Annotated in this window: 21 protein-coding genes; 11 read left to right on the top strand and 10 right to left on the bottom strand. The window is 45.6% G+C overall.

Going from position 1 to position 23,580, the window contains the following annotated elements; genetic code table 11:
• Positions 1-116: 116 nt before the first annotated feature.
• The 3 genes from H6F63_RS16425 to nadD form a co-directional block, all read right to left on the bottom strand.
• Positions 117-1,130 carry a type I glyceraldehyde-3-phosphate dehydrogenase gene (locus H6F63_RS16425; RefSeq protein WP_190458478.1) on the bottom strand — a complete coding sequence of 338 codons (1,014 nt, stop codon included), beginning with the start codon at positions 1,128-1,130 and terminating at the stop codon, positions 117-119.
• Positions 1,131-1,295: 165 nt separating this feature from the next.
• Positions 1,296-1,427, bottom strand: coding sequence for a hypothetical protein (locus H6F63_RS30575; protein ID WP_277873862.1), 132 nt, complete (start codon positions 1,425-1,427; stop codon positions 1,296-1,298).
• Positions 1,428-1,739: 312 nt separating this feature from the next.
• Positions 1,740-2,342 (bottom strand): nicotinate (nicotinamide) nucleotide adenylyltransferase, encoded by a 603-nt coding sequence (gene nadD / locus H6F63_RS16420; RefSeq protein WP_190638635.1) that lies wholly within the window; start codon positions 2,340-2,342, stop codon positions 1,740-1,742.
• A gap of 383 nt (positions 2,343-2,725) precedes the next feature.
• On the opposite strand from nadD, the gene murC reads away from it, so the two are divergent.
• The 3 genes from murC (at position 2,726) to H6F63_RS16405 (ending at position 5,763) form a co-directional block, all read left to right on the top strand.
• Complete coding sequence (gene murC, locus H6F63_RS16415; RefSeq protein ID WP_190638634.1) at positions 2,726-4,258, top strand: UDP-N-acetylmuramate--L-alanine ligase; 1,533 nt, start codon at positions 2,726-2,728, stop codon at positions 4,256-4,258.
• Between the two features lie 111 nt (positions 4,259-4,369).
• Positions 4,370-5,350 carry a UDP-N-acetylmuramate dehydrogenase gene (murB, locus tag H6F63_RS16410; protein ID WP_190638633.1) on the top strand — a complete coding sequence of 327 codons (981 nt, stop codon included), beginning with the start codon at positions 4,370-4,372 and terminating at the stop codon, positions 5,348-5,350.
• Positions 5,351-5,424: 74 nt separating this feature from the next.
• Entirely contained in the window at positions 5,425-5,763 is a 339-nt protein-coding gene (locus tag H6F63_RS16405; RefSeq protein WP_190638632.1) for a YbaB/EbfC family nucleoid-associated protein, read from the top strand.
• A 122-nt stretch (positions 5,764-5,885) separates the two neighbouring features.
• On the opposite strand, the gene H6F63_RS16400 is transcribed toward H6F63_RS16405, so the two are convergent.
• Positions 5,886-7,259 carry an SGNH/GDSL hydrolase family protein gene (locus H6F63_RS16400; RefSeq protein ID WP_190638631.1) on the bottom strand — a complete coding sequence of 458 codons (1,374 nt, stop codon included), beginning with the start codon at positions 7,257-7,259 and terminating at the stop codon, positions 5,886-5,888.
• A gap of 268 nt (positions 7,260-7,527) precedes the next feature.
• Between H6F63_RS16400 and H6F63_RS16395 the strand changes: the two genes are divergently transcribed.
• Positions 7,528-8,004: a low molecular weight protein-tyrosine-phosphatase gene (locus tag H6F63_RS16395; RefSeq protein WP_190638630.1), complete on the top strand. Its 477-nt coding sequence runs from the start codon at positions 7,528-7,530 to the stop codon at positions 8,002-8,004.
• Between the two features lie 22 nt (positions 8,005-8,026).
• Here the strand turns inward: H6F63_RS16395 and H6F63_RS16390 are convergent, their stop codons facing one another.
• Positions 8,027-8,692, bottom strand: a complete 666-nt coding sequence (locus tag H6F63_RS16390; protein WP_190638629.1) for a response regulator transcription factor — start codon at positions 8,690-8,692, stop codon at positions 8,027-8,029.
• Between the two features lie 111 nt (positions 8,693-8,803).
• Between H6F63_RS16390 and H6F63_RS16385 the strand changes: the two genes are divergently transcribed.
• Together H6F63_RS16385 and H6F63_RS16380 are read left to right on the top strand one after the other, a co-directional pair.
• On the top strand, positions 8,804-9,565 hold the full coding sequence (locus H6F63_RS16385) for an aldolase/citrate lyase family protein (protein WP_190638628.1): 762 nt from the start codon (positions 8,804-8,806) through the stop codon (positions 9,563-9,565).
• A gap of 286 nt (positions 9,566-9,851) precedes the next feature.
• Entirely contained in the window at positions 9,852-10,523 is a 672-nt protein-coding gene (locus tag H6F63_RS16380; protein ID WP_190443992.1) for a 2OG-Fe dioxygenase family protein, read from the top strand.
• Between the two features lie 311 nt (positions 10,524-10,834).
• Here the strand turns inward: H6F63_RS16380 and H6F63_RS16375 are convergent, their stop codons facing one another.
• The 3 genes from H6F63_RS16375 to H6F63_RS16365 form a co-directional block, all read right to left on the bottom strand.
• The gene (locus H6F63_RS16375; protein ID WP_190638627.1) at positions 10,835-12,421 is read right to left on the bottom strand and encodes a glucose-6-phosphate isomerase; all 1,587 of its coding nucleotides are present in this window, start codon (positions 12,419-12,421) and stop codon (positions 10,835-10,837) included.
• 331 nt (positions 12,422-12,752) lie between these two features.
• Positions 12,753-13,010, bottom strand: a complete 258-nt coding sequence (locus H6F63_RS16370) for a cytotoxic translational repressor of toxin-antitoxin stability system (protein WP_190426896.1) — start codon at positions 13,008-13,010, stop codon at positions 12,753-12,755.
• An 89-nt stretch (positions 13,011-13,099) separates the two neighbouring features.
• A complete protein-coding gene (locus H6F63_RS16365) occupies positions 13,100-13,318 on the bottom strand; it encodes a hypothetical protein (protein ID WP_190426899.1) in 219 nt (72 codons plus the stop codon).
• A 142-nt stretch (positions 13,319-13,460) separates the two neighbouring features.
• Between H6F63_RS16365 and H6F63_RS16360 the strand changes: the two genes are divergently transcribed.
• The 5 genes from H6F63_RS16360 to H6F63_RS16340 all read left to right on the top strand — a co-directional run bounded on the left by H6F63_RS16360 (position 13,461) and on the right by H6F63_RS16340 (position 19,748).
• The gene (locus H6F63_RS16360) at positions 13,461-14,378 is read left to right on the top strand and encodes a branched-chain amino acid ABC transporter permease (RefSeq protein ID WP_190426902.1); all 918 of its coding nucleotides are present in this window, start codon (positions 13,461-13,463) and stop codon (positions 14,376-14,378) included.
• A gap of 79 nt (positions 14,379-14,457) precedes the next feature.
• A complete protein-coding gene (locus H6F63_RS16355; protein WP_347269537.1) occupies positions 14,458-15,243 on the top strand; it encodes an ABC transporter ATP-binding protein in 786 nt (261 codons plus the stop codon).
• Positions 15,244-15,614: 371 nt separating this feature from the next.
• Positions 15,615-17,315: an iron uptake porin gene (locus H6F63_RS16350; RefSeq protein ID WP_242019829.1), complete on the top strand. Its 1,701-nt coding sequence runs from the start codon at positions 15,615-15,617 to the stop codon at positions 17,313-17,315.
• A 248-nt stretch (positions 17,316-17,563) separates the two neighbouring features.
• A complete protein-coding gene (locus H6F63_RS16345) occupies positions 17,564-19,033 on the top strand; it encodes an ABC transporter substrate-binding protein/permease (protein ID WP_190638626.1) in 1,470 nt (489 codons plus the stop codon).
• Positions 18,999-19,748 carry an amino acid ABC transporter ATP-binding protein gene (locus H6F63_RS16340; protein WP_190638625.1) on the top strand — a complete coding sequence of 250 codons (750 nt, stop codon included), beginning with the start codon at positions 18,999-19,001 and terminating at the stop codon, positions 19,746-19,748. The genes H6F63_RS16345 and H6F63_RS16340 overlap by 35 nt, the downstream gene beginning before the upstream one ends.
• 117 nt (positions 19,749-19,865) lie before the next feature.
• On the opposite strand, the gene H6F63_RS16335 is transcribed toward H6F63_RS16340, so the two are convergent.
• Both H6F63_RS16335 and H6F63_RS16330 read right to left on the bottom strand, forming a co-directional pair.
• Positions 19,866-20,384, bottom strand: coding sequence for a hypothetical protein (locus H6F63_RS16335; protein ID WP_190638624.1), 519 nt, complete (start codon positions 20,382-20,384; stop codon positions 19,866-19,868).
• A 172-nt stretch (positions 20,385-20,556) separates the two neighbouring features.
• Positions 20,557-23,556 (bottom strand): UPF0182 family protein, encoded by a 3,000-nt coding sequence (locus H6F63_RS16330; protein WP_190638623.1) that lies wholly within the window; start codon positions 23,554-23,556, stop codon positions 20,557-20,559.
• Positions 23,557-23,580 lie beyond the last annotated feature (24 nt).

The following is a 23,580-nucleotide window of genomic DNA, read 5'->3' as shown; positions in this document are numbered from 1 at the left end:
GGTGTCAGCAGTTAAAACTGACTGTATGGGCTTTTGCATTGCAGCAGAAAATTCATCACTTTTAGCGACAGATTCGAGTTGTAATGCAAAAGCACTTACCGACTAACTAATTACTCTTAGCTTTTCCACTTCTTAGCCATCAGTTCAGCCAAGTCTACAACCCGCTGAGAGTAACCCCACTCGTTGTCGTACCATGCGACAACCTTAACCATGTCACCATCCATAACCATCGTCAGACTGGCATCCACAATGGAAGAGGCATCGTGACCGCGATAATCTGAAGAGACAAGCTCTAGGTCGCTGTACTCCAGAATGCCTTTCAAGGGACCTTCAGCTGCGTCCTTGAGAACTTGGTTAACTTCTTCGGCGAACGTTTTCTTCTCAACGTTGACCACCAAATCCACTACAGAAACATTAGGTGTCGGAACCCGCAGAGCTAGACCATTCAGCTTGCCTTTGAGTTCTGGCAGCACCAGAGCCACTGCTTTAGCCGCACCTGTTGTGGTGGGGACAATGTTCATTGCTGCTGCTCTTGCCCGTCGCACGTCCCGGTGAGAAGCGTCTAGTAAACGCTGGTCGCCAGTATAGCTGTGGGTTGTGGTCATCAGCCCTTTGATAATGCCGAAGTTGTCATTAAGCACCTTGGCAAAGGGAGCCAGACAGTTAGTGGTACAACTGGCGTTGCTGATAACAACGTGCTTATCGTGATCGTAGTTTTGATCGTTGACACCCACCACGAAGGTACCGTCATCGTTTTTACCGGGAGCGGTAATCAAAACTTTTTTTGCTCCAGCGGTTAAATGCTTGGATGCCCCTTCCTTGCTGGTAAAAACGCCTGTTGATTCGATAATCAGGTCAATTTCCCAATCTTTCCAGGGCAAGTTTTCGGGATTGCGATCCGATGTGCATTTTACCGTCTTGCCGTTGACGATGATGGAGTTGTCATCGTGACTGATGTCAGCCTTAAACGTTCCCAACATGGTGTCATATTTCAGCAAGTGGGAGTTAGTTTTTGGGTCGGAAGTGTCGTTGATGGCAACGACTTCCATATTGCTATTTTCCCGACCCAGCCAGCATCGCATGAAATTACGTCCGATGCGTCCAAAACCGTTGATCGCTACTCTAATCACTGCTACTTGCCCTCTGTCTTTTGACCTACAGTAATTTCCTGTTGATGACCCCAATCATATCGCAAAGGGCGCTCATACATAGCGCTAACTGCTGAACAATTCGATGTTTGGTCAGGTAAGACTTCGCACAATTAAGTATGTTGGGGGATCAGCAGGTATTGCTTTCTACTCAAGTAGGTGAGTTTTGCTGGTCTGAAAAGCCAGTAGGGATCGCCCAAGTTCAACAGCCGTCAGCAACTTGGCAGCATAGCGATCGCTCTTTTGTGAAGCTTCGAGTCTGCTTAAGAACTGGGGCATCCGTGTTCAAATCACCCTGTACACCATCAGGTTAAGCAGTCTTTTAGCCTGAATTTCTATCGAAATAATTTATTTCAGCTTTTTTATATGATAATTGCTCATAATAAGCTTTTGTTAGCTTATTTACTTCTATTCTCTCTTCTTAATGACTATTATCTATTTTTTATAACAAATACCACAAAAAACAAAAATATTCTGGCGGCATAAACTCTCAGCGAAGCAATTTGGGATTTTAGATTGAGGAATTGGGGATTGTGTATCCAAAATCAATCGGTTTCAATGTTGCGTAAGTTTAAGAACATTATTAGCCGATCAATTTGAGTAAAGTTTGTGGGTATCAATGTAAATTCGGACAGCTTCCGGGACTAAGTAACGAATCGAACGTCCTTGGCGGCAATACTGCCGAATCAAACTTGATGAAATGCCCACACTTGGCATGGCAAGCAACGAAGAGCGAATCGTCATACCTTGGAGAGCCAGCTGTTGAGCAACCTGGGTGTCATCTAGCTGGACATGAGTTGATGGACGCGGTGCCACCAACCAGTCACAGATTGTTATAAGTTCCTGACGGCGATACCAACGGGGTAAAGTTGTGAAGGCATCCATGCCAATAATCCAATGCCAGTGGGTGTGGGGGTAGAGAGACTGGAGGTAATTCAGGGAGTGGATGGCATAATCTATAGACTGGAGATTTGCCTCTACAGGTGCCAGAGCAAAGCTGGGATGGTCAGCGATCGCTAGTTGCACCATTGAGGAACGATGCTCAAATTCCATCGCTTGTTTGTGGGGAGGAGAGAAACTTGGTACCCAGATCACCTTGTCCAAATCCGCTTGAATTAAGGCAGTTTCCGCCATCAACAGGTGTCCCCAGTGAACGGGATCAAAGGTGCCACCCAAAATTCCCCAGTTTTGCATAATACAACAGCCAACCCAGCTTGTCTCCCATAGTCTTTGTCCAACAGTGAAAACTCGGATGAACTGCAACCAACTATGGTGTTAGTCTTTTCAAGAAGTTTCCGGAGTGTAAGCAATTTTGACGAGTAAAGATAAAAACCATCTCATGATAGAAGCTACTGGGTCAGGAATAACCTAGTGTGTAGTTAATCTAACTAGGGTGCCTAGTGCTACGCTCTTGAAGTGCGGGTATTGCGTGAAACAAAAATACTCTTATTATCGAATTGCGCTCTGGGATTGTATTGTAAATCTCGGCAAGGTTGTATCAAGAAAAATCAATTCTTGATATGATAGCGCGTGTTATCGGTGCAGCCTGGATGTGGTGTGGTGTGTAAGGAGCTAAAATGCCGAATACAGTTGATTTTACCGGGAGGCCATTTCATTTCATCGGCATTGGTGGAATTGGAATGTCAGCTCTCGCCTACGTTGTAGCTAAACGTAAGTTGCCTGTATCTGGGTCGGATATTCATTCGAGCCATATTACCAAGCGTTTGCAGGCAGTTGGCGCTCACATTTTTGGTAGTCAAGATGCCTCAAACTTAGAATTTTTTCAACCGAGTAGAGACACTGAAGCGGAGAAAGCGGCAGTTATAGGCATAAGCGACGCAAAAGAATCTTCTTTGGAACCAGAGAAGAACGGACAAGTCCGTTCTGGCGGTCGATGGTCATCTACGAATGAGAAAGTAATGTCGATGACCTTGCCGCAAGTGATTTGTTCCACAGCAATCAATCCGGCAAATGCTGAATATCGGGCAGCACTTGATTTAGGCTGTCCGATTTTTCATCGTTCGGATTTACTGGCAGCTTTGATTCAGGATTACCAGAGTATTGCGGTCGCTGGTACTCATGGCAAAACCACAACTAGTAGCATGATTGGGTATTTGCTGCTAAAAGCCGGGTTAGACCCGACAATTGTGGTAGGTGGAGAAGTAAATGCCTGGGAAGGCAATGCGCGTTTAGGAGAAGGCCCCTATCTGGTTGCAGAAGCAGATGAATCTGATGGTTCTTTATCTAGACTTTCAGCTGCCATTGGGGTAGTGACAAACATTGAACTGGATCATCCAGACCACTACGATAGCCTCGAAGAAGTGATTAACACCTTCGAGATATTCGCTTCTCGGTGCAAAAGTGTCATAGGTTGCATCGATTGCGCGGTAGTTAAAGATTCCTTGCAACCGGAAATTAGTTATAGCCTGCGGCGGGACTCTGGAGCTGATTACACCGTCGATGAGATTAATTATGGAGCTGACGGCACAGAGGCCAGAGTTTGGGAACAAGGAAAAATTTTAGGGAAGCTTTCAGTGAAGTTGCTAGGGGCGCACAATCTGAGCAATGCCCTGGCGGCGGTAGCTGTAGGGCGCAAATTGGGTGTAGATTTTGGGGTAATTGCACAAGCGATCGCATCCTTCGAGGGCGCACGCCGTCGATTTGAGCTGCGCGGCGAGAGCAATGGCATCTGCTTTGTGGATGACTATGCCCACCACCCCAGCGAAATCATCGCCACGGTAGGGGCAGCACGTTTGCAAGTCAAAGCACCGCGCAGGATTGTGGCAATCTTCCAGCCACATCGCTACAGCCGGACTATCGCTTTTTTGGCAGAATTTGCACAGTCGTTTAAGGATGCCGACATTGTTGTTCTCAGTGATATCTACAGCGCGGGAGAACCAAATTTGGGGCAGATTAGCGGTGAACAGGTGGCAGAATTAATTGCAACCCATCATCCCAATGTTCACTACCAACCGTCTCTCCCCGAAATCAGTAGGTTGCTTACCCAAATCCTTCAACCAGGTGACTTGGCTCTGTTTTTGGGAGCGGGAAACCTGAATCAAATTATTCCAGAGGTCATGGCTTTCTATCAAAAAGAAGGAAGTAGTTAATAGTCATAAGTCATTGGTTATTAGCCAGCTTTTCTAATGACCAATGACTTATAAATAATGGCCTTTCTTCCGTGGTGTCAGCTGTCTCGGCATTCTCATTAGCGAATTGATATGACTCTTTCCTATGATCCACCAAGCGTTTTGGACGCTTCTGTTAACCCCAGCAAAGAATCCCTGAAATCTTCACCCCTTTACTTACCAGGAACTGATTGTTTATTGCGATCGCAAGCACCTCTCGACCGACTCACCTCTTACAGAGTCGGAGGCCCCGCCGAGTGGTACGTGGCTCCCCGTCGCATCGAAGAACTGCAAGCCAGTTTTGAATGGGCTAATTTTGAGGAGTTACCGATCACTTTGTTGGGGGCTGGTTCAAATTTACTGGTAAGTGATAATGGGCTTCCCGGTTTAGTTATTTGTACTCGCCATCTCCGTCAGACTCACTTTGACCCCGAAACGGGTCTAGTGAGTGCAGGTGCAGGAGAACCGATAGCCCGCCTCGCATGGCAAGCAGCCGAACGCGGTTGGCAAGGGCTAGAATGGGCAGTTGGCATTCCCGGTACAGTCGGCGGCGCAGTAGTGATGAATGCGGGCGCTCACACTAGCTGTACTGCTGATATTTTGGCCAACACCCAAGTCTTCTCACCAGACGGGAAAATAGAAATTCTTACCCCGGAAAAACTCAAATTTGCTTATCGTACCTCAATACTGCAAGGAGGCAATCGCTTAGTCACCCAAGCAACCTTCAAGCTTCAGCCTGGAGCAGATCCTGCCTTCGTTATGGCAGCAACCAGCAAACATCTAGAGCAACGGCGCACCAGTCAACCTTACAACTTGCCTTCCTGTGGCAGCGTTTTCCGCAATCCCAACCCCCACAAGGCGGCTTGGTTGATTGAACAAACTGGTCTGAAAGGATACCAAATTGGCGGCGCTCAAGTTTCCCAGCGCCATGCTAACTTTATCCTTAATTGCGGCGGTGCCAAAGCTAGTGATATTTTCCAACTCATCCGCTATATTCAGCAGCAAGTGGAACATCGCTGGTCACTGTCTTTAGAGCCGGAAGTGAAAATCCTAGGTGACTTTCAACCTGTGTAGAGATGTCGCACGGCCTCAACAATACTAAGATCAAGATAGACTTGCAAGTCCAACTAATACAGCGTTAAATAGTCATGACACAAAAAGGATTCGGCTTCGGTTTAGGCAAAATGAAAGAACTAGCCGAAGCTTTCAAAAAAGCCCAGCAGGTTCAAGAAGGTGCTAAAAGGCTTCAGGAAGAACTGGAGCAAATGGAGATTGAGGGAACTAACGACAATAGCAGCGTCAAGGTTTACTTGAGCGGTAATCAAGAACCTCTGCGGGTAGAAATTTCAGCAGATGCCTACAATCTGGGGGCAGAAGCCCTTTCCGGACAAGTGACGGCGGCGATGAAAGATGCCTACGAGAAGTCCACAGCAACCATGCGATCGCGCATGGAAGAACTCACCAGTGGACTCGATCTACCGATGTAGTTAGGGATTGGGAATTGGGGATTGGGAAAGAGGAAAGAGGAAAAAGGCTTACCTAGTCCCCAGTCCCCAGTCCCCAGTCCCCAGTCCCCAGTCCCCAGTCCCCAGCCCCCAGCCCCCAATCCCTATTTCGGCTTCTGAGTTGCAATCTGAAGCAGAGGTAACTCCAACATAGTTTTGTAGAGTCTATCTGCCAGGATTGTATTAGCTTCATCCGTCAGGTGAACGGCATCAGAGAAAGCCTGACGGGGAGACTTATCGTAAAGTTGGTAGAAGTTCAACGTTTTCACATTTTGCCCATACATTCGCTCTAGCTGCTGATTGGCTGCGGCTAATTGTACATAACCGTCTTTGACTCGTTGAGTGTAGGTTGAACCTAGTTCGCCCAAAAGCTGCCGCTCTTTTTCCGACATACTGCTTGTTGAGCGCCCGGTAATTTCGGGTTGAGTAACTACAAGCAAAGGAATCTTTGCCGGTGCTGTCAAAATAGCCATCTGCTTCATGCGATCGCTATAGCGCTCAACCCGACGCTTCAACTCAGCTGGCGAAGCCGCCAAACGTTCTTCTAAAGGCAAACTTTCCTCACTCACCGCCATACTCAGCTGATCTACCGATGGCTGCGGTTTCAACACCCAATACTGCGTTGCTTTCACTAGATACGTTTGACTTAGCCAGCGCTTAATATCGTGGCTCAGCACGAACCCTAGATGCCCTGGCGCATTGTTCAGAAATTTGTCTAAATGAGGAATATCTGTTTCGTTTTCGGTGCTGGGCAACATTAAGTCACCATACCCATCCAAAACTATGATCGCGTCCGGCTTATAAGGCAAAATCTGGAGCGCTAATTGAGCTAGTTGATTGCCAGAAGTATAGCCTGGTACTGCCGCATTGATGACGCGATATTTGCCTTCGCGAATCCGTAGCGGTAAGGAGAGCGCTTTTATTCGTTCTGGCTTGTAGTAAGGCAAAAAATCTGGGCGAAAATTCTCCGGAGCCGCTTTTTGCTTGGCTACTCGTATATTGAGGCTCCCTTCAAGCTTGTTAGCGAAGGTTTCTTGGTTACTCAAATTCATGTGACCAAAGGCGGTTGATCCGCCCAAAACGAAAACCCGAATTTCATCTTTGGGTTTTGCTAGGGGAACCGCTTCGTGGTCACGAAAACCCTGTTGGTTAATGCGCCAAAATTTGCTCTTCTGGTTAGGAGCCAGCTCATATCCTACAGATAAACGCCGATTAGCAATCAGATGCCCATAGTTGGGTAGACCGTCGAAGGGTTGCTGGTTTTGATCGAGGAACTTAAGACGGTAAGCTGTAACTTCTGGTGGTTCGCCTTCATAGGCTGCCAATTCGGGACTTTTGCCTGCGACACCCACAAAAACCCGTGCCAGCAATTCTAGAAAAATCAAGAATAGGGGCAGGGCTAGGAGTACGAGGAGAAGCTGAGGCGGCTGGCGGCGTTTTTGGTAAGATTTGTAGCTGTAGCCGGACTTTTTAAACATCAAGTAATGAACCTCAAATGAGCAACGAACAAGGGAAGTTAAAAGTTAAAAAGCAAAGGTAAATATTTATTCTTTTTTGCCTTTTGCCTTTTGCCTTTTGCCTTCGGCAAGCGATCGCGCTATGCTGCAATTTCGTTGCTAAACTTAACAGCGTGGTAGATGACAACCTATGATGAATTTGCTGTGCCAACAGACTTTTCCCTAAATGCTGGTGCGGTATTCAGGGAATCGTTACTGCATAAGAGTACAAAAGTAGATATCTTACCATATGCCCTACAAGTTATTATTCGTCTGCCTTGGTAATATCTGCCGTTCGCCTGCGGCAGAAAACATGATGAACCATTTGATTGAGCAAGCGGGTTTAAGCGATCGCATTAGCTGCGATTCTGCCGGCACTGGAGGTTATCACATTGGCAGTCCTCCAGACAGACGCATGGCAATAGCCGCTAAGGCGCGTGGAATTATGCTTCAGGGTCAAGCGCAGCAATTTCAAAAGTCAAACTTTGAGGAATTTGATTTAATTTTGGCAATGGATCGAGAAAACTACCAAGATATCCTCTCCCTTGATCCAGCTCTCAAGTATCAGGACAAAGTGCGGCTAATGTGTGACTTCTGCACCCACCATACCGCCAAGGAAGTTCCTGACCCCTACTATGGTGGCCCGGAAGGATTTAATAAAGTCATAGATTTACTGTTAGATGCCTGTGAGGGGCTGCTGCAACACATTAGAGCTAATGGCATTTAAACAATTAGCTATTAAGTATTGACTATTCCACCAAATGATGCTCCATAGCAAAACGCACCAATTCGGATCGGTTGTTGGTTTCCGTTTTTCTCAGCAGACTGCTGACGTGCTTTTCCACCGTCCGAGGACTGAGGTGCAGCTTGTTGCCGATGTCGCCATTAGATAGACCTTTGGTGAGTTGATCTAGAACTTCCTGTTCTCGCTGAGTGAGGTTGAGTGTCACGGAAGCAACAGGTGGAGAAAGCGGAGAAGCTTCGACTTCTTGTGTTGGTGCAGCTCCACCTTGGATGAACGATCGCCACTCGACTTGGATCATTTGCGATCGCTCCAACAAATTGCGAATCACCGCCCCCAACTCCTCCAGTTCAAACGGCTTGGGCAGATAAAGATCGCACCCCAACTTATACCCCTGAATCCGTTCTGAGGTACTGGCACGCTCTGTCAAAAAAATCACAGGTAGCAAGCGGAAGGCTGGACGTTGACGAAGCTGCCGCACCAGTTCGTAGCCGTCCATCCGAGGCATCATAATGTCTGTCACCAGCAAATGAGGATGATACTTCTCAACCAAGCCGAGTGCGGCTTGACCATCCTCGGCTGTAATGACCGAATAGCCAGAAAGCTCCAGATAATCGCTAATAGAAAGACGAATCCCTGGATCGTCATCGGCAACCAGGATGAGCAAAGGCATGGCAAACAGGAAACAGCGTACTTAACCCCTAGAATAAGTCAATTTTATTTATAAGATTAAAACATTATAAGTTTTAGGCAACTTTTCTACCCATTGAGGTAAAAGCTGAGGATGCGTGAACACCGACTCAAACAAAAACTCCAGCAGGGCGAAGTCGTCATAGGCCCATTTATCAACTGCGCCTATCCCGCATTTATTGAAATCTGCGGACACGCCGGATTTGATTTCGCTGTCATTGATATGGAACACGGTGCCTTAAACACGCTAGTTGCCGAAGACCTATGCCGTGCAGCAGACTGCGTGGGATTAGCACCTATTATACGCATCAGCAAGAATGACGTGCCACAAATCCAACGAGCGCTAGACATTGGCAGTGCAGGTGTCCAGGTGCCTCAGATTGAAACCCAAGCCGACGCAGCAGACGTTGTGCGTGGTGCCAAGTATAGCCCTCTTGGTTCTCGCGGTCTATCATTCTACACCAGGGCTGGCGTGTATGGGTCGGCAGGGACGCAAATTACCGATCGGCTAAACCAAGAGTCTTTAATTGTCGTTCACGTCGAAGGCAGGCGCGGCGTGGAAAACATCGAAGAGATTGTCAGTGTCCCCCACATCGATGTTATATTTCTCGGCCCTTATGACCTGTCGCAGTCGTTGGGAATTCCCGGACAGGTAGGCGACTCGCGGGTTATTGACTTGATGCAGAAATGCGTTGCCAGCATCCGTAACGCTGGGAAAGCTGCTGGCACCTTTGCCGATAATCCGGAAACCGCGAAGCAGTGGATTGATGCTGGGGTTCAGTATGTCGGGCTAGGCGTGGATGTGGGCATCTTTTTAAAAGCGTGCCAGGCATTGGTTCATGCGGTGCGGTCTTAAAGCTTTTTACTAGGCGTAAAGATGCGATAACCGCAAGTTTTATATACCAATCCTATTTGAGTTGTGAGCCAGCTCTTCAGATCCCCGACTTTTTGGAGAAGTCGAGTATCTCACCTTCACGAATCATTTAGGGTTGCTACACAAAATGGCAAGCAGCTTCATCAAAAATTTATATGAGTTTTGTATCAAATATAATAGTTTTTTATTTTTCTGAATCTATGCTTGATATAGAGTCCTCATAAAGAGGCTGGATATATAGGGATCAATGCTTATTGGAGAAAAAGCTATGCAAACGCTATCTGAAGTCAAAAATTTGGCTTATGCCATGATGTTTACTTTGCACAAAGTCAAGTCAGTAAACATTGAGGAGTTTAAGCCATTCTTTACCAATCTTCCCGTTGACCCTTATATCAAAGGTAATTATCGCTTTAGACGGTTATCTCGCTTCAAAGTATTGGGGGATGAGTTAATCAAGCTGCCTCATGGCTACTTGTTCCAAAGCAAAAAATACAATCCATTACTGGGGGACATTAAAAGAGAGTTCGCCGAACTCGATGATGCAATGACAAAGCTTGAGGATTTTAAAAAGCTGGTGTTGGCTTTTATTGATTACTGTCAACTCGACAAACAAGCTGTTGAAATTGGAGTTCATCAAATCCGAACTACCTGTTCGCCGGATAATTATGGAAACCCAGCGCCTGAAGGAATTCATAGAGATGGCACTGATTTTGTCGGAATATTTTCTGTGGATAGGAACAATATTCAAGGTGGGGAAACCGAACTGTATAAATCCAAAAAGGAGAGTCCAGTTTTTCATAAAATCCTCAATCCAGGGGACTTGCTATTAGTCAATGATGACGAGTTTTTTCACTACACTACTCCTATCCAACCGCTAGTTTCTGGTAAAGGTACGCGGGATGTGTTTGTTCTGACTTGCCCAAGTTTACTGAAAGATTAAAAATGGGAAGTTGTTAATTTCTGATTTTTACTGAAGGCTGAACCTCCTGCTCCTCGTTCCCAGGAGTACATCTGGGAACGAGAATGAAGCTTTTCTTAGCCCCTTTACCGTGGACGGGGCTACCGTGTATACACAAATAGTTGTGGTTAGCAATTACAGCTTTCGATCCCCCCTAACCCCCCTTTTCAAGGGGGGGAAATCGGAGTCAAAGTCCCCATTAAAAAGGGGGATGCAAGGGGGATCTACAACCCCAGACTCTAGACTCAAGACTTGTGTATACACGGTACCCGTGGACGGGGAGCGGGTAGGGTTCAGGTAGCGGAAACCATCAAACTTGCTGGTTTTGCGAAATTGCCTTCTAAGGCAACACCCCGGTGGTTGGTATGGAGATGCCGCAGAATTTTGTAAATCGCCTCAACTTGATCGGAAGCACCAGCTTTCTGTGCCAATTGGGTAAGAGAGAGGGCAGCGCCTTCTTCCTGTAGGACTTGCAAAACTTGTTTCTGCAAGTCGAGAATGGTGGCGGCAGCTTTTTTACCAGCTTCTACCCCTGGTTGGTGATAAGCATTGATATTGACAAGGATTCCATAAAATCCAACAGCCCGCTCATACAATGCAATTAACGCTCCCACCATGCGGGGATTGACTTGCCCAATCGTCACGGTGATAGAATCTCGGTGATTTTCGTAAAGAGCTTGTCGCGTTCCCTGCAAGAAACCAGATAGATAGTCGCCTGATGTGACACTAGGCTCTATTTCTGGGGAGTTGCCAGAGCGATCGCGTAACACTTCAATAAAGGTTAAGAAGAAATTCGGAACCCCATCTCGCAACTGCTGGACGTAGGCGTGTTGGTCGGTTGAGCCTTTGTTGCCATAGACGGCGATGCCTTGGTGAACGATATTGCCGTCCTTGTCTCTTTCCTTGCCCAAAGATTCCATCACCAGCTGTTGTAGATAGCGGCTGAATAGCAGCAGGCTGTCTTTGTAAGGCAACACCACCATGTCTTTTTCGCCTTTGCCGTTGCCAGCGAAGTACCAGCTGAGGGCAAGCAATGCCGCTGGGTTTTCTTTCAGCTTGGAGATGCGGGTGGCAGCATCCATTTCTTTTGCACCAGCAAGCATAGCGCGGATATCGATGCCTTGCAAAGCGGCTGGAACCAACCCCACGGCTGACATTTCCGAAGTTCTTCCTCCCACCCAATCTTCCATTGGGAAGGTGTCTAACCAGCCTTCTGACTTTGCCTGCTGGTCTAATTTGCTGCCGTCTCCTGTGATGGCGACGGCTTGGGGGGGAAAGTTCAAATTCTGAGCAGCAAAGGCTGTTTGCACCTCAATCATGCCGTTGCGCGGTTCTGGCGTTCCCCCAGATTTGGAGATGACTAAGACTAGGGTGCTGGCTAGTCGGTCTTTGAGTTTGTTGAGGATACTGTCGATACCAGCAGGATCGCTGTTGTCGATGAAGTGAATTGCCAGGGGTGGGAAATCTGGCGCTAGGGCTTCGGCGACAAACTCAGGGCCAAGTGCTGAACCGCCAATGCCAATGGAGATAATGTCGGTAAATTTGGGGGCGTTGGGGGGTTTAATTTCCCCGCTATGGACTTTTTGGGTAAAGGCTTCAATTTTTTCTAAAGTTTTGACAATCTGTTGTTTTATTTCCGGGGTCGGGGCTAAGTCGGGATCGCGCAGCCAGTAGTGTCCGACCATGCGGTTTTCGTCAGGGTTAGCGATCGCGCCTCCCTCCAATTCTGCCATCTCCTTAAACGCCTTCTCAAACCCCGGCTGCATCGATTGGACAAACTCATCATCAAACCGCATCCGGCTGATATCGAGGTAAAATTCTAACCCCTCGTGATAGTAGAGCCAATCCTGGTACCGTTGCCAAAGTGCCACTGCATCCATAAGCGAATCTCACCAAGCGTGTTTTCAGTCAACACAAGTGTAAGGTAAGCGATCGCATTACTTCTGTGCTTACAGTCTAAAATTCGGTATTTGTGCCGAAACAACCCAGAAGTGAAATTCTGAATTTCTTTTCGTGTCCCTAAGAGAAGAAACTGGGGGCTGGGGACTAGGGACTAGGGACTAGGGACTGGGGACTGGGGACTAGGGAAGAAAGAGTCGTTCCAATCCCCAATCCCCAATTCCCAATCCCCAATTCCCAATCCCCAATTCCCTATTCCCTATTCCCTATTCCCAATCCCCAGTCCCCAGTCCCCAATCCCCAATCCCCAACTTACAAATCCGGTTTAGGCAGAACCCGCAGGAATTTAACAATATGCCCTGTCACCTCAATTGCAATCAGATAGTCATCTATACTGAAGCGGTAGAAAATGGTATCGGAACCGAGTCGCTGTAATTCCGGTAGGTCATAAATTTGATTGATCCGCATGAACTCTTCAAAAACGAATTCATAGATGCGTTCTCTAGCCGCGTACTCTAAATTTTTAAGGTCGCGCAAAAAAGACCGGGCGTAGCGCACTTCTAGTTTCACTTTCCAGCTTTAGCTTATTTTAATCGGCACACCCAATTTATTTTGCACTCTTCATGCTGCCAAACACATTTCCCCGGTGATGGAAACACTTAGGGGAATTGCAACATACGTATAGCCTCTTCGCGGGTTAGGCTTTCCCCTGGCTGTACGCTTTGCTTCGACTCTTGGATGGCTTTGAGCATATAGAGGTCATAATAAACCTGTTGTAGAACTTGCCAAGTGTCTTCCAAGTTATCATCAGTTAGTTTCTCGATTAACTTAGGCATCTTAGCAATTAAGCGTTGTAACCGGCCTCTGACAAAATTCATACTTAAATACCACTGAACAAATTAACATCTTCTTTCTTCGGGTGCTGTTTTCATAAAACGGTTGCCCCTTGTTAGAGGACTCTAGATAGTCTAAAGTCTAAAGTCTCAAGTCCATTGTTTCATTACGTTTCACAAGCGTGACATGATTGGCTATCTAATTTTTTTGGTAACTTTTACTGCGACCTTTGCGCTGTTTAGCCTGGGGTTAAATTTACAGTGGGGCTTTACGGGGCTGATTAATTTTGGACACGTTGCCTTTATGACTGTTGGTGCATATACCACAGTATTGTTGAGTATGAAAGGCGTACCGCTGATTTTTGCGGTTTTGATTGGTGCAGCTGTGGCGGCGCTGTTGGGGCTGTTGATTGGTTTATCGACGCTGCGGTTGCGGGAGGATTACCTGGCGATTGTTACTATTGGGGTTGCCGAGTTGCTGCGTCTGGTGGCGCTGAATGAGGAGGAGTTGACTTTTGGCAGCTTTGGGGTGCAAGCTCGTACTTCAGTAGGGAGATCGGGGTATGCGCTGCCATTAGATTCTCTGCCACTGGATCTGAATATTGGGTTGATGGTGTTGTCCCTGTTGGTGTTAGGGCTGACGTTTTGGCTGCTAGAGAGGTTGGTGCGATCGCCTTGGGGTCGAGTGCTGAAAGCTATCCGGGAAGATGAGCAAATACCGAAAGCTTTAGGAAAGAATGTTTTTTGGTACAAGTTGCAAGCGTTTATGTTGGGAGGCGCGATCGCGGGTGTCGCTGGTTCGTTCTATGCTTGGTATCTGAAAACAGTTTACCCGACTAACTTTGAGCCGCTAATTACTTTCAACGCTTGGACAATCGTGGTTTTGGGCGGTGCTGGGAGCAATCTAGGTACTATACTAGGAGCAATTATTTTCTCGGCATATTTCGAGGCAACTCGCTTTATCCTTCCCGGACTTGTTAACCTCGATAGTGCGCGTTTGGGGGCGTTGCGAATTATGCTGATTGGTTTAATTTTAATGTTGCTGATGATTTGGCGACCGCAAGGTATCTTGGGTAAAAAAGAGGAATTGACCCTTGGCAAATAATTCTCACATTCCGCCCAATTCGCTTTCTGATGATTCTTTAAACGGTAGTAGCCACCATGTCGAAAACAGTTCTGATGTGGTGGAAGAATACCAAAAACCCCAAACAGAAATATCTTTATTAGCCGCTACTGGATTGTGCAAAAGCTTCGGCGGAGTCCGGGCGGTGAATAATGCCGAAATTAGTGTAGCTCAAGGTAGCATCACTGGGCTGATTGGCCCAAATGGTGCTGGCAAAACTACTCTTTTCAACCTTTTGTCTAATTTTATTCGCCCAGATAAAGGGCGAACCATTTTTGACGGCGAACCTATTGAACACTTACAGCCGTATCAAATCGCCCAGATGGGGATGGTTCGCACCTTTCAGGTGGCGCGGGTGCTGTCGCGGCTGACAGTGATGGAAAATATGCTCTTAGGGGCGCAGAAGCAAACTGGCGAGAACTTTTGGAATGTCTGGCTTCAGCCGCATCTGGTTGTTAAAGAAGAAAAGCAACTGCGGGAACGGGCGATGAGTATGCTGGAATCTGTGGGTTTGGCTGCGAAGGCGCAGGACTACGCAGGGGCGCTGTCTGGCGGACAACGCAAGCTGCTAGAAATGGCGCGGGCGCTGATGACTCAACCGAAGTTGATTTTGTTGGATGAACCAGCTGCGGGGGTGAATCCGACGTTGATTAATCAAATCTGCGAGTACATCACCCAATGGAATCGCGAGGGGATGACGTTTTTGATTATTGAACACAATATGGACGTGATTATGTCACTATGCGATCGCGTTTGGGTTCTCGCGGAAGGTCGCAATCTTGCTGTAGGTACTCCGATAGAAATTCAGCGCAACTCAGAAGTTTTAGAAGCTTATTTGGGGCAGTAAGCCTTTTGGGAAGGCAAAAGGCAAAAGAAGATTATTTACTAGGTTTCTATTGTTCTGTCTAATTCTTCTTTCTTTTGCCTTTTTTTTATAATTTATATATTTATTTTTCCTTCATCTATCTTATGGCTTAAGTTTAATTATTTTTAAAATTAATAAATATTTATTGAAGAATGTGCCTATATATTGGAAAAAATACAATATGTAATATTTATAATAATTTTACTCAATTCGGTATAAACAATAACAATGTGTGAACGTGCCTTAAATGTAGATTCATACTAATTTAGACTGACGGGTGAGAAATATTCTAAGCTTTTGCATTAAGGGTTTAATTTATCCATCAATGCACTACTTAGGTGTCAGGAGAGACTATGCGGAAACTTTTTGGGAAGATACCTTTTGGTATAGCTGCCCTAGTCAACACGTTGCTAATTGTCAATTTTACCCAAGCAAAAGCTACTGGTCAAACCACAGATTCTTTAGAAATAGACACTTCCCTAGAACAAATTAATCAGTACAGCGATGATAGTCCATCAGTTTCCCCGTCCGAGAAAGATACGGATACGATGGATCAAGTTACCAATGTGTCGCAGTTGCGGGATGTAACGCCGACAGATTGGGCTTATGAAGCATTGCGAAGTCTTGTGGAACGTTACGGCTGTATTGCAGGATATCCTGATGGCACTTTTCGCGGAAATCGCGCTTTGAGTCGCTATGAATTTGCCGCTGGGGTAAACGCTTGTTTGACGCAAATTGAGAAATTAATTGCCGCCAGTACCGCAGATTTTGTCACCAAAGAAGATTTAGTTACGCTGCAAAGGCTGATTGATGAATTTAGCACAGAACTGGCAACACTACGGAGTCGAGTCGATGTGCTGGAAGCTAGAACCAACGAAATAGAAGCTAACCAATTTTCCACAACCACCAAACTAGGCGGTGAAGTAATAACCTATACTGGCGCTGCTTTTGGTGAGAATGCCAGCGACGTAAACAATGCTACCATCGGTCATCGAACTCGCATCGATTTTAATACAAGCTTCACTGGAAAAGACCGTTTAAGAACTCGTTTTCAAATAACTAATTTGAGACAGTTTGACACTGGGGCAACATTTGGCGGAGGGCCAGATCCAGGTTTAACAGGCGAAACTCGCTTTACTCCTAGTAGCGTATCTCAAAATAGTGATGCCAGAATCAGTCAGCTAGAGTACCGCTTTCCAGTAGGAGATAAAATAAGAATTTATCTGGAAGCTGGGACAATTGATCCGTCGTATGTTACGGATACAATTACTCCTTTTATCGATACATCTACTGGTGCTATTTCTAACTTTGGTCAAGTCAATCCTGTGTATTTTCCACTGGGAAATCGAGCAGGTATTGCGGCAAATTATGCCCTTAGCAAAGCCATTAGTTTAGACGTTGGTTACTTTGGTGAAGACACGCCTAATGGGCCTAGTAACCCAGGCAAAGATTCAGGTATATTTAATGGTGGTTACAGTGCTTTTGCACAATTGGTTTATAGTGGCGATCGCTTGAAAGTTGGGTTGCTTTACCTTAACTCTTTTTCTCAAGCTTTTGGTGTCGATACTCTTGCAGGTAGCAACGCCGCCAAAGTCATCGATCTCACCGATCCTGATGGTAATCCCGTGGTGGGTAATGGTTACGGCGCACAAGTTAATTACCGCTTCAGTCCCCGCTTTGAACTCGGCGGCTGGGTGGGTTACACTGCCGCCCGCGCTGTTGGTAATATCAAGGGGGATGCAGATGTCTGGAACTATGCAGTGACGTTGGCTTTCCCTGATTTGGGGAAAAAGGGAAATTTGGGCGGTATCGTGTTAGGGATGCAGCCTAAGTTAACTGGTACTAGCAATAGTGCTTTAGCGCAGGCTATTGGTTTACCTCCCGGACAAAGAAGCGATCGCGATACGGGATATCACATCGAAGCTTTTTACAGATATCAGTTAACAGAAAATATTTCGATTACTCCTGGTTTGTTTTGGCTAACAGCGCCTAACCATGACGATCGAAATCCTGATGCTGTGATTGGTGTGGTAAGAACAAGTTTCATTTTTTAGGATAAAGCAAATATACCTGGTGAATAGAATTCGCGGTTACACAGATAAAGTCTACCTATGCGCTAACGCGGACTTTTGAAACCCGCGAAGGCGGGTTTAGCCTGTGTAGATGCGAATTCTATTCGCCCTTTATTACTTATGAAATTGTAACTTTTCGTTAATAAAATCTCATCCTTAAGATAGTAGAAATCATCCTATAGTTAAAGGGTTAAATGTTGATAATCAAAACTATTAAGGAATTCCTAGCCATGCCAAAAAGGAAATGGCTCTTCTTCATCCTATTTTCTGTCGCGCTGACGATAAGTTTGGTTTTTGGAGGTTGGAGAAGCGATCGCGTCTTAGGACAATCGCCCCAATATCAAGGTAAAAAATTTGTGATGGTCACGTCAGCGGACTATCCACCTTATGAATTTCGAGATACTGCTAGTGGTAGCGCTGATATTGTTGGTTTTGACGTAGATATTGCCAACTATATTGCCAAAGAGTTAGGGTTTCAACTTGATATTAAAGATACAGATTTCAGCGGCATAATTCCTGCTGTGCAATCAGGTCGGGCCGACTTTGCGATGGCTGGGATGACACCGACAGCAGAACGGAGGCAAAATGTAGATTTTTCCGATATTTACTATGAAGCCAAAAACACAATTGTTGCCCAAAAAGGTAGCAACCTAACCACACCTGAAAGTTTAGCCGGGAAAAAAGTCGGCGTTCAATTGGGTTCAACTCAAGAAAAAGCAGCTAAAGAAATAAAAGGTGCAAATCTTGTCGCACTAAACAAGACTGGGGAGATCATCCAAGAAGTTAAATCAAATCGTATCGACGCTGCAATTATCGAAGATACGATCGCCAAAGGTTTTATCGCCAATAACCCAGATTTGGAATTTAATACTGTTCCCAATACTGGAGAAGCAGGGAGCGCGATCGCTTTCGCCAAAGGTTCGCCGCTAGTCAATGACTTCAACCGCGTTCTGGCAGAAATGAAACAGAACGGGGAAATAGACAGGTTGGTGAAAAAGTGGTTTGAAAACAATGGTAAAGCTGAAACCCCAGCTAGTAGTTCCAGCTTAGCTTTTGCTAAGATAACACCCCGGATTCCTTTCATTCTAAAGGGAATATTAATTACTCTTCAATTTACTGCTATCTCAGCAGTTTTAGGATTCATCTGGGGAACAATCCTATCGTTGTTTAAGATTTCTACCTTCAAGCCGTTGGTTTGGTTCGCCACAGCTTACACGTCTATCTTTCGAGGCACACCACTACTGTTGCAAATAGCTTTAGTTTATTACGCAACGCCTCAATTGATTGGCTACAATATCCCCGCCTTGTTAGCAGGTGTAATTACCTTTACTCTCAACTCAGGTGCTTACATTTCTGAGACAATTCGCGGCGGTATTCTGGCAGTTGACAAAGGACAACGGGAAGCAGCTTTATCGCTTGGCGTTCCCTACAAACCAATGATGCTGGATATTATCTTGCCACAGGCGATAAAAAACATTTTGCCAGCATTGGTAAATGAGAGTATTGCACTACTGAAAGACTCAGCATTAGTCTCTACAATTGGTGTAACTGACTTGTTACGCCGCGCCCAAATTGTGGGAGCCGAACAATATATCTACTTTGAACCTTTGCTATTTGCAGGTGCGATTTACTATTTAATGGTCATGAGTTTAACATGGGGGGGTTATGCACTCGAACGAAGATTACAACGCAGCAGTTAAGGTTGATAACTTGCATAAATCTTTTGGCAACCTCAAGGTTTTGCAAGGAATTTCTACAGAGATTGGACACGGGGAAGTTGTGGCAGTTATTGGGCCTTCTGGTTCTGGTAAATCCACTTTCTTGAGGTGCATGAATTTACTGGAAGTGCCAACTTCAGGAAAGATTTACATCCAAGGAGCAGACATCACCTCGCAAAAAACTGACATTATGAAAGTTCGTCAAAATGTCGGAATGGTATTTCAACATTTCCATCTATTCCCTCACAAAACTGTCCTTTCTAATGTGACGTATGCACCAAAAAAGGTGAAACATGTTTCGCCGGAGGAGGCGCGGCGAGAAGGAATGGAATTGTTGAGTAAAGTTGGTTTGGCAGAAAAGGCTGATGTTTATCCTTCTAAGTTGTCAGGGGGACAGAAACAGCGGGTAGCGATCGCGCGTTCCTTGGCAATGAAGCCTGATATCATGTTGTTTGACGAACCCACCTCCGCACTCGACCCAGAAATGGTGAAAGAGGTGCTGGAAGTGATGAAAGACCTTACCAAAACTGGGATCACAATGGCAATTGTCACCCACGAAATGGGGTTTGCGCGAGAAGTTGCCAATCGAATTTTGTTTTTGGATAAAGGGATGCTGGCGGAAGATTCACCGCCTAGCAAGTTCTTTACAAATCCAGAATGCGATCGCGCTCAGCAATTTCTTGAGAAGATGCTGTAAAAATGCCGGATGAGTGTAGGCGCGCCTACACTCATCCGGTTGCAAGCCGCTGTTTATTACAATAAAGTACCCGTAGCCGGGTGAGAGTTTGTGTAGCGCCATCCTTTAGGGTGAGCGCTAACTAACGTTCTTGACACATTCATGAAGCTGAGTTTTGAGCTTTCTAGAGTGAGCCTTAACTTCATTAGCTTGTTGTCTAAGCTTGTTAGATCGAGCTTGAAGTTTATCACTTTGCTCTGCCAGCGATGTAAACTTAGCTCTAAGTTCACCTCCCCTGAGAGGGTTAGGTGCATTATTAGGCTCAGCGTTTGTCAGACAAGTAATAGAACTTGCTGTGTCTATTTGCTGCAACTCATCGGCTTTTACTGGAGTACCATAGATAGCACTGAGGAGTTCAGACAGAGATTCGCCAGTAATATTCTGGCTTGCCAAAATGCTTTTAGCTAACTCCTTAGCCTCATCAAGAGTTAGCTGCTTTACTGTGAGTGCAGCACATAGCTCCTGATTTGTAAAAATCAATTCTTGCTGTATCTCTTGCAGTTCTAACTCTTTGTAATGCAGCTCTTGCTTTAAGCTTTCTACTTGCTCTTGCAAAAGCTCTACGGCATCCTCAATTTCCGTTCTGTATGCGTACATCTACTTCAATAGCGACTTCTTTAACTTGTTTTAGTAGTAGCGATCGCGTATCAAGAGCAATAGACTTGTTGCACCTTTACGCCAGCCTTTTGTCTTTAGTATATAATTGTGAAAATCGTTGTTCTGTCCGATACCGTACTCTAGGTAGAAATCGCTGCTGGTGTCTTTGGTGCTATAAAGCTGGCTCCTCCACCGGACGGATAATTGGAGGAGTTGACGGGTTTTCTGGTTGGAAGATAGCCTGGAGTGCTTGATCGAGAGTTTCTGCCATGATGATGCGGTTCTCATAGGCAACAATCACGCGCACTAAAGTCGGTAAACTGTTTCTTTCTGCTTCTAAATAAAGTGGTTCAACATAAAGCAGCGATTCTTCAATTGGAATTACCAATAAATTCCCTTGAATTGCTCTTGAACCTTGACGATTCCACAGAGAAATCTGTTGGGAAATAACCGGATCTTGGTTAATCAACGCTTCAATTTGCTCGGTTCCATAGATTAATTCCTGCTTAGGAAACTGGTAGAGTAACAGCTTACCGTAGTTATCACCATCGGAACGCGCCGCTAACCAAGCAATTAAGTTATTGCGTTGTATGGGAGTGAAGGGTAACAGCAGGATAAATTCTTCTTCCTGGGCTGTTGGCAGTCTCATAATTAGAAAGTAGGGTTCTACTGCTTGCTGTTCGGCGGCGTAAATTTCCATCGGAATGCGCCACTGATCTTCGCGGTTGTAGAACACCTGTTGGTCTGTCATGTGGTATGTTAGTAATCGTTCCGATTGGGTGTTGAAAAAGTCCATCGGATAACGAATATGACTGCGTAAGGTAGCTGGCATCTCGTTTAAGGGTTTGAAGAGTCCCGGAAAGATAGCACTCCAGCTATTAATGATTGGGTCTGTAGGATTGGCAATGTAAAAGTTAGCAGAACCGTTGTAAGCATCAATGACGACTTTCACGGAATTCCGCATATAGTTAAAGTCATACTTGCCTGGATCTGAGTAGGGATAGCGATCGCTTGTTGTATAAGCATCCACAATCCAGTACAAGTAACTTTCAGTCTCGCTGTCGCCAGTATTAGCAGCTACCAAATAAGGTTCGCCATCGTATCGCAAAAAAGGCGCGATCGCTCGAATTCTCTCGTTAATATTGCGGCGAAACAACAACTTAGTTTCTGGCGTAAAGTCCCGCGTCAGCAACATTTGCCAGTCTTTCAAATACTCGGCAAACAACAACCGCCGCCACCAAGAACCGATAGAAATACCGCCGCGACCATCATAAGTATTGTAAACATTATCGTCGCCACTCGGAAAATCTAACTCTCTAGCTCTTGTTGATGTCATTACATAGGTGTTGCTAATTTCACCGTAGTAAATCCGAGGCGTTTCAATAGGAATACTAGCTCGAACTGCTTCGCTAGATGTCTCTAAAGTGCCAGCTTCACCCGCCTCCGTGCCAATATTTTTTACAAAATAGTCTGGTAGTCCACCTGGGCCTACTGTATTTACTGGAGAAAGGGTAAAACCGTAACCGTGAGTGTAAACTAGGTGTTCGTTTACCCAAGTCTGTGCTTGTTGGGGAACGGCGGTATAGTCTAATTCTCGTGCAGCGATGAGTACCTGTTGTCTTGATGTTGGGGGCGTTTTTGGAGCAATAACCTCACTTTTTAAAGTATATCTATCGATATCAGCATCGGGAAATTTGTAATAAAGTCTGATTTGCTGTAACTGGCGATTAGTTTGCAAAAGTGGTCGCGTATCCCAAAGGCGAATATTATCAATAGTTAGATTGTTATTCTGCAAATCAGCTGCGGTGAGTTGATCTGTGGGATTAAAAGTTTGAACTTCAATATCCTCTAGATCGAATGCTTGACGTGTGAAAGCGATGCTGCGTTTAATAAAAGGTGTTTCTCGGCGGAGTTCGTTAGGCTGAACAACTAAGCGTTGTACTACGAAGGGTAAGACAATGAAAAATGAAACATGAAGGCTTAAGAATGCAATTAAAAAGAATTTTAATTTTAAAATTTTTAGTTTAAATTGCCTTATTCGCCAAAACAGCAAAAGCGCGATCGCTATTGCCAAAATGCTCAAACCTGTATTCAACGGCAACTTCACTGCGACATCAGTGTAACTGGCACCATAGCTAACACCACTGGTGGAATACAACAATTGATAGCGCGACAGCCAATAATGCAGCGCCAACGCACTAAATAAACATCCCCCCAGTCCGTACAAATGCCGCAGTTGCGCTTTAGAAAATCCCGGAAATACGCCTTGACTAATACTGTCTCCGGAGGTTAAGTATGTCAGAGTTACTGCTACCAAACAATACAAAAATAGTCCGGAAAGCCCAAAATCCAACAACTCCCAAATTGGCAAATTAAATACGTAAAAGCTGATATTGCGTCCAAATAAGGGGTCAGTGCTATTAAAACTTATGGGATGGAAAAACTGTAAAACTCTCGCCCAGTGACTTGAGAGAACCAGCCCAAAAAATAAACTTATAACAACAGCGATCGCTGTTACCAAAAACTGCGGAAAACTAAAAACCAGCGCCGCCGATACCAACACTACAACTATCTGCCAGCTGTTAGATAGTATCTTCCGACTTTGAACCAAAATTAACTCTGGCTGAATCCACACTGGCACGGGTGGAGATATATTAGGCAAGTTGAGATTGGGATGCCAATAGCTGACGGCTATTTGACCATAGTGCAGCAACATTAACCCAATCAGCAAACTGAGGGCGATGGTGATTACTAGAAGCGATCGCAACTTCAGTGCTGAGGATTGGGGATTGGAGGTTGGGGACTGGGGATTGGGGACTGGGGATTGGGGACTGGGTGAAAAAAAGGATTCTCCCCTATATTCGGTTAAGATTTGATCCCCCCTAGCTGCTCTTGAAAAGAGGGGAGAAAAGCCCCCCTTTTTTAGGAGGGTTGGAGGGATCTCGTTGGGATATTTGAGACGATGGGCGAGATATAAATTGCCCAGTAAAAAGCCTGCTGTAACGATAAATGCGATCGCACCCAACGACAGCTGAGTTTTTATCCTCAGAAGAAACGCCGCTAAATACCCGACTTCCTGAAACCAAAAAACATCTGCTACTAGGTGTGCGACTAGATCGAAACCTAGCCAAACCCCCAGTAGCAGTACAATTAATCGGAAAATTCGATTCATTATGTTAATTGCTAATGGCTAATT

This window comes from Trichocoleus sp. FACHB-40, assembly GCF_014695915.1.
Classification (GTDB): domain Bacteria; phylum Cyanobacteriota; class Cyanobacteriia; order Cyanobacteriales; family FACHB-T130; genus Funiculus; species Funiculus sociatus.
This window is presented reverse-complemented; position numbering and strand designations above follow the sequence as displayed.

Bases quoted from the DNA above. Each gene is read 5' to 3' on its own strand.
- H6F63_RS30575 (WP_277873862.1), bottom strand. From the start codon at position 1,427: ATGCCCCAGTTCTTAAGCAGACTCGAAGCTTCACAAAAGAGCGATCGC.
- nadD (WP_190638635.1), bottom strand. From the start codon at position 2,342: ATGCAAAACTGGGGAATTTTGGGTGGCACCTTTGATCCCGTTCACTGG.
- murC (WP_190638634.1), top strand. From the start codon at position 2,726: ATGCCGAATACAGTTGATTTTACCGGGAGGCCATTTCATTTCATCGGC.
- murB (WP_190638633.1), top strand. From the start codon at position 4,370: ATGACTCTTTCCTATGATCCACCAAGCGTTTTGGACGCTTCTGTTAAC.
- H6F63_RS16405 (WP_190638632.1), top strand. From the start codon at position 5,425: ATGACACAAAAAGGATTCGGCTTCGGTTTAGGCAAAATGAAAGAACTA.
- H6F63_RS16400 (WP_190638631.1), bottom strand. From the start codon at position 7,259: ATGTTTAAAAAGTCCGGCTACAGCTACAAATCTTACCAAAAACGCCGC.
- H6F63_RS16395 (WP_190638630.1), top strand. From the start codon at position 7,528: ATGCCCTACAAGTTATTATTCGTCTGCCTTGGTAATATCTGCCGTTCG.
- H6F63_RS16390 (WP_190638629.1), bottom strand. From the start codon at position 8,692: ATGCCTTTGCTCATCCTGGTTGCCGATGACGATCCAGGGATTCGTCTT.
- H6F63_RS16385 (WP_190638628.1), top strand. From the start codon at position 8,804: ATGCGTGAACACCGACTCAAACAAAAACTCCAGCAGGGCGAAGTCGTC.
- H6F63_RS16380 (WP_190443992.1), top strand. From the start codon at position 9,852: ATGCAAACGCTATCTGAAGTCAAAAATTTGGCTTATGCCATGATGTTT.
- H6F63_RS16375 (WP_190638627.1), bottom strand. From the start codon at position 12,421: ATGGATGCAGTGGCACTTTGGCAACGGTACCAGGATTGGCTCTACTAT.
- H6F63_RS16365 (WP_190426899.1), bottom strand. From the start codon at position 13,318: ATGAATTTTGTCAGAGGCCGGTTACAACGCTTAATTGCTAAGATGCCT.
- H6F63_RS16360 (WP_190426902.1), top strand. From the start codon at position 13,461: ATGATTGGCTATCTAATTTTTTTGGTAACTTTTACTGCGACCTTTGCG.
- H6F63_RS16350 (WP_242019829.1), top strand. From the start codon at position 15,615: ATGCGGAAACTTTTTGGGAAGATACCTTTTGGTATAGCTGCCCTAGTC.
- H6F63_RS16345 (WP_190638626.1), top strand. From the start codon at position 17,564: ATGCCAAAAAGGAAATGGCTCTTCTTCATCCTATTTTCTGTCGCGCTG.
- H6F63_RS16340 (WP_190638625.1), top strand. From the start codon at position 18,999: ATGCACTCGAACGAAGATTACAACGCAGCAGTTAAGGTTGATAACTTG.
- H6F63_RS16335 (WP_190638624.1), bottom strand. From the start codon at position 20,384: ATGTACGCATACAGAACGGAAATTGAGGATGCCGTAGAGCTTTTGCAA.
- H6F63_RS16330 (WP_190638623.1), bottom strand. From the start codon at position 23,556: ATGAATCGAATTTTCCGATTAATTGTACTGCTACTGGGGGTTTGGCTA.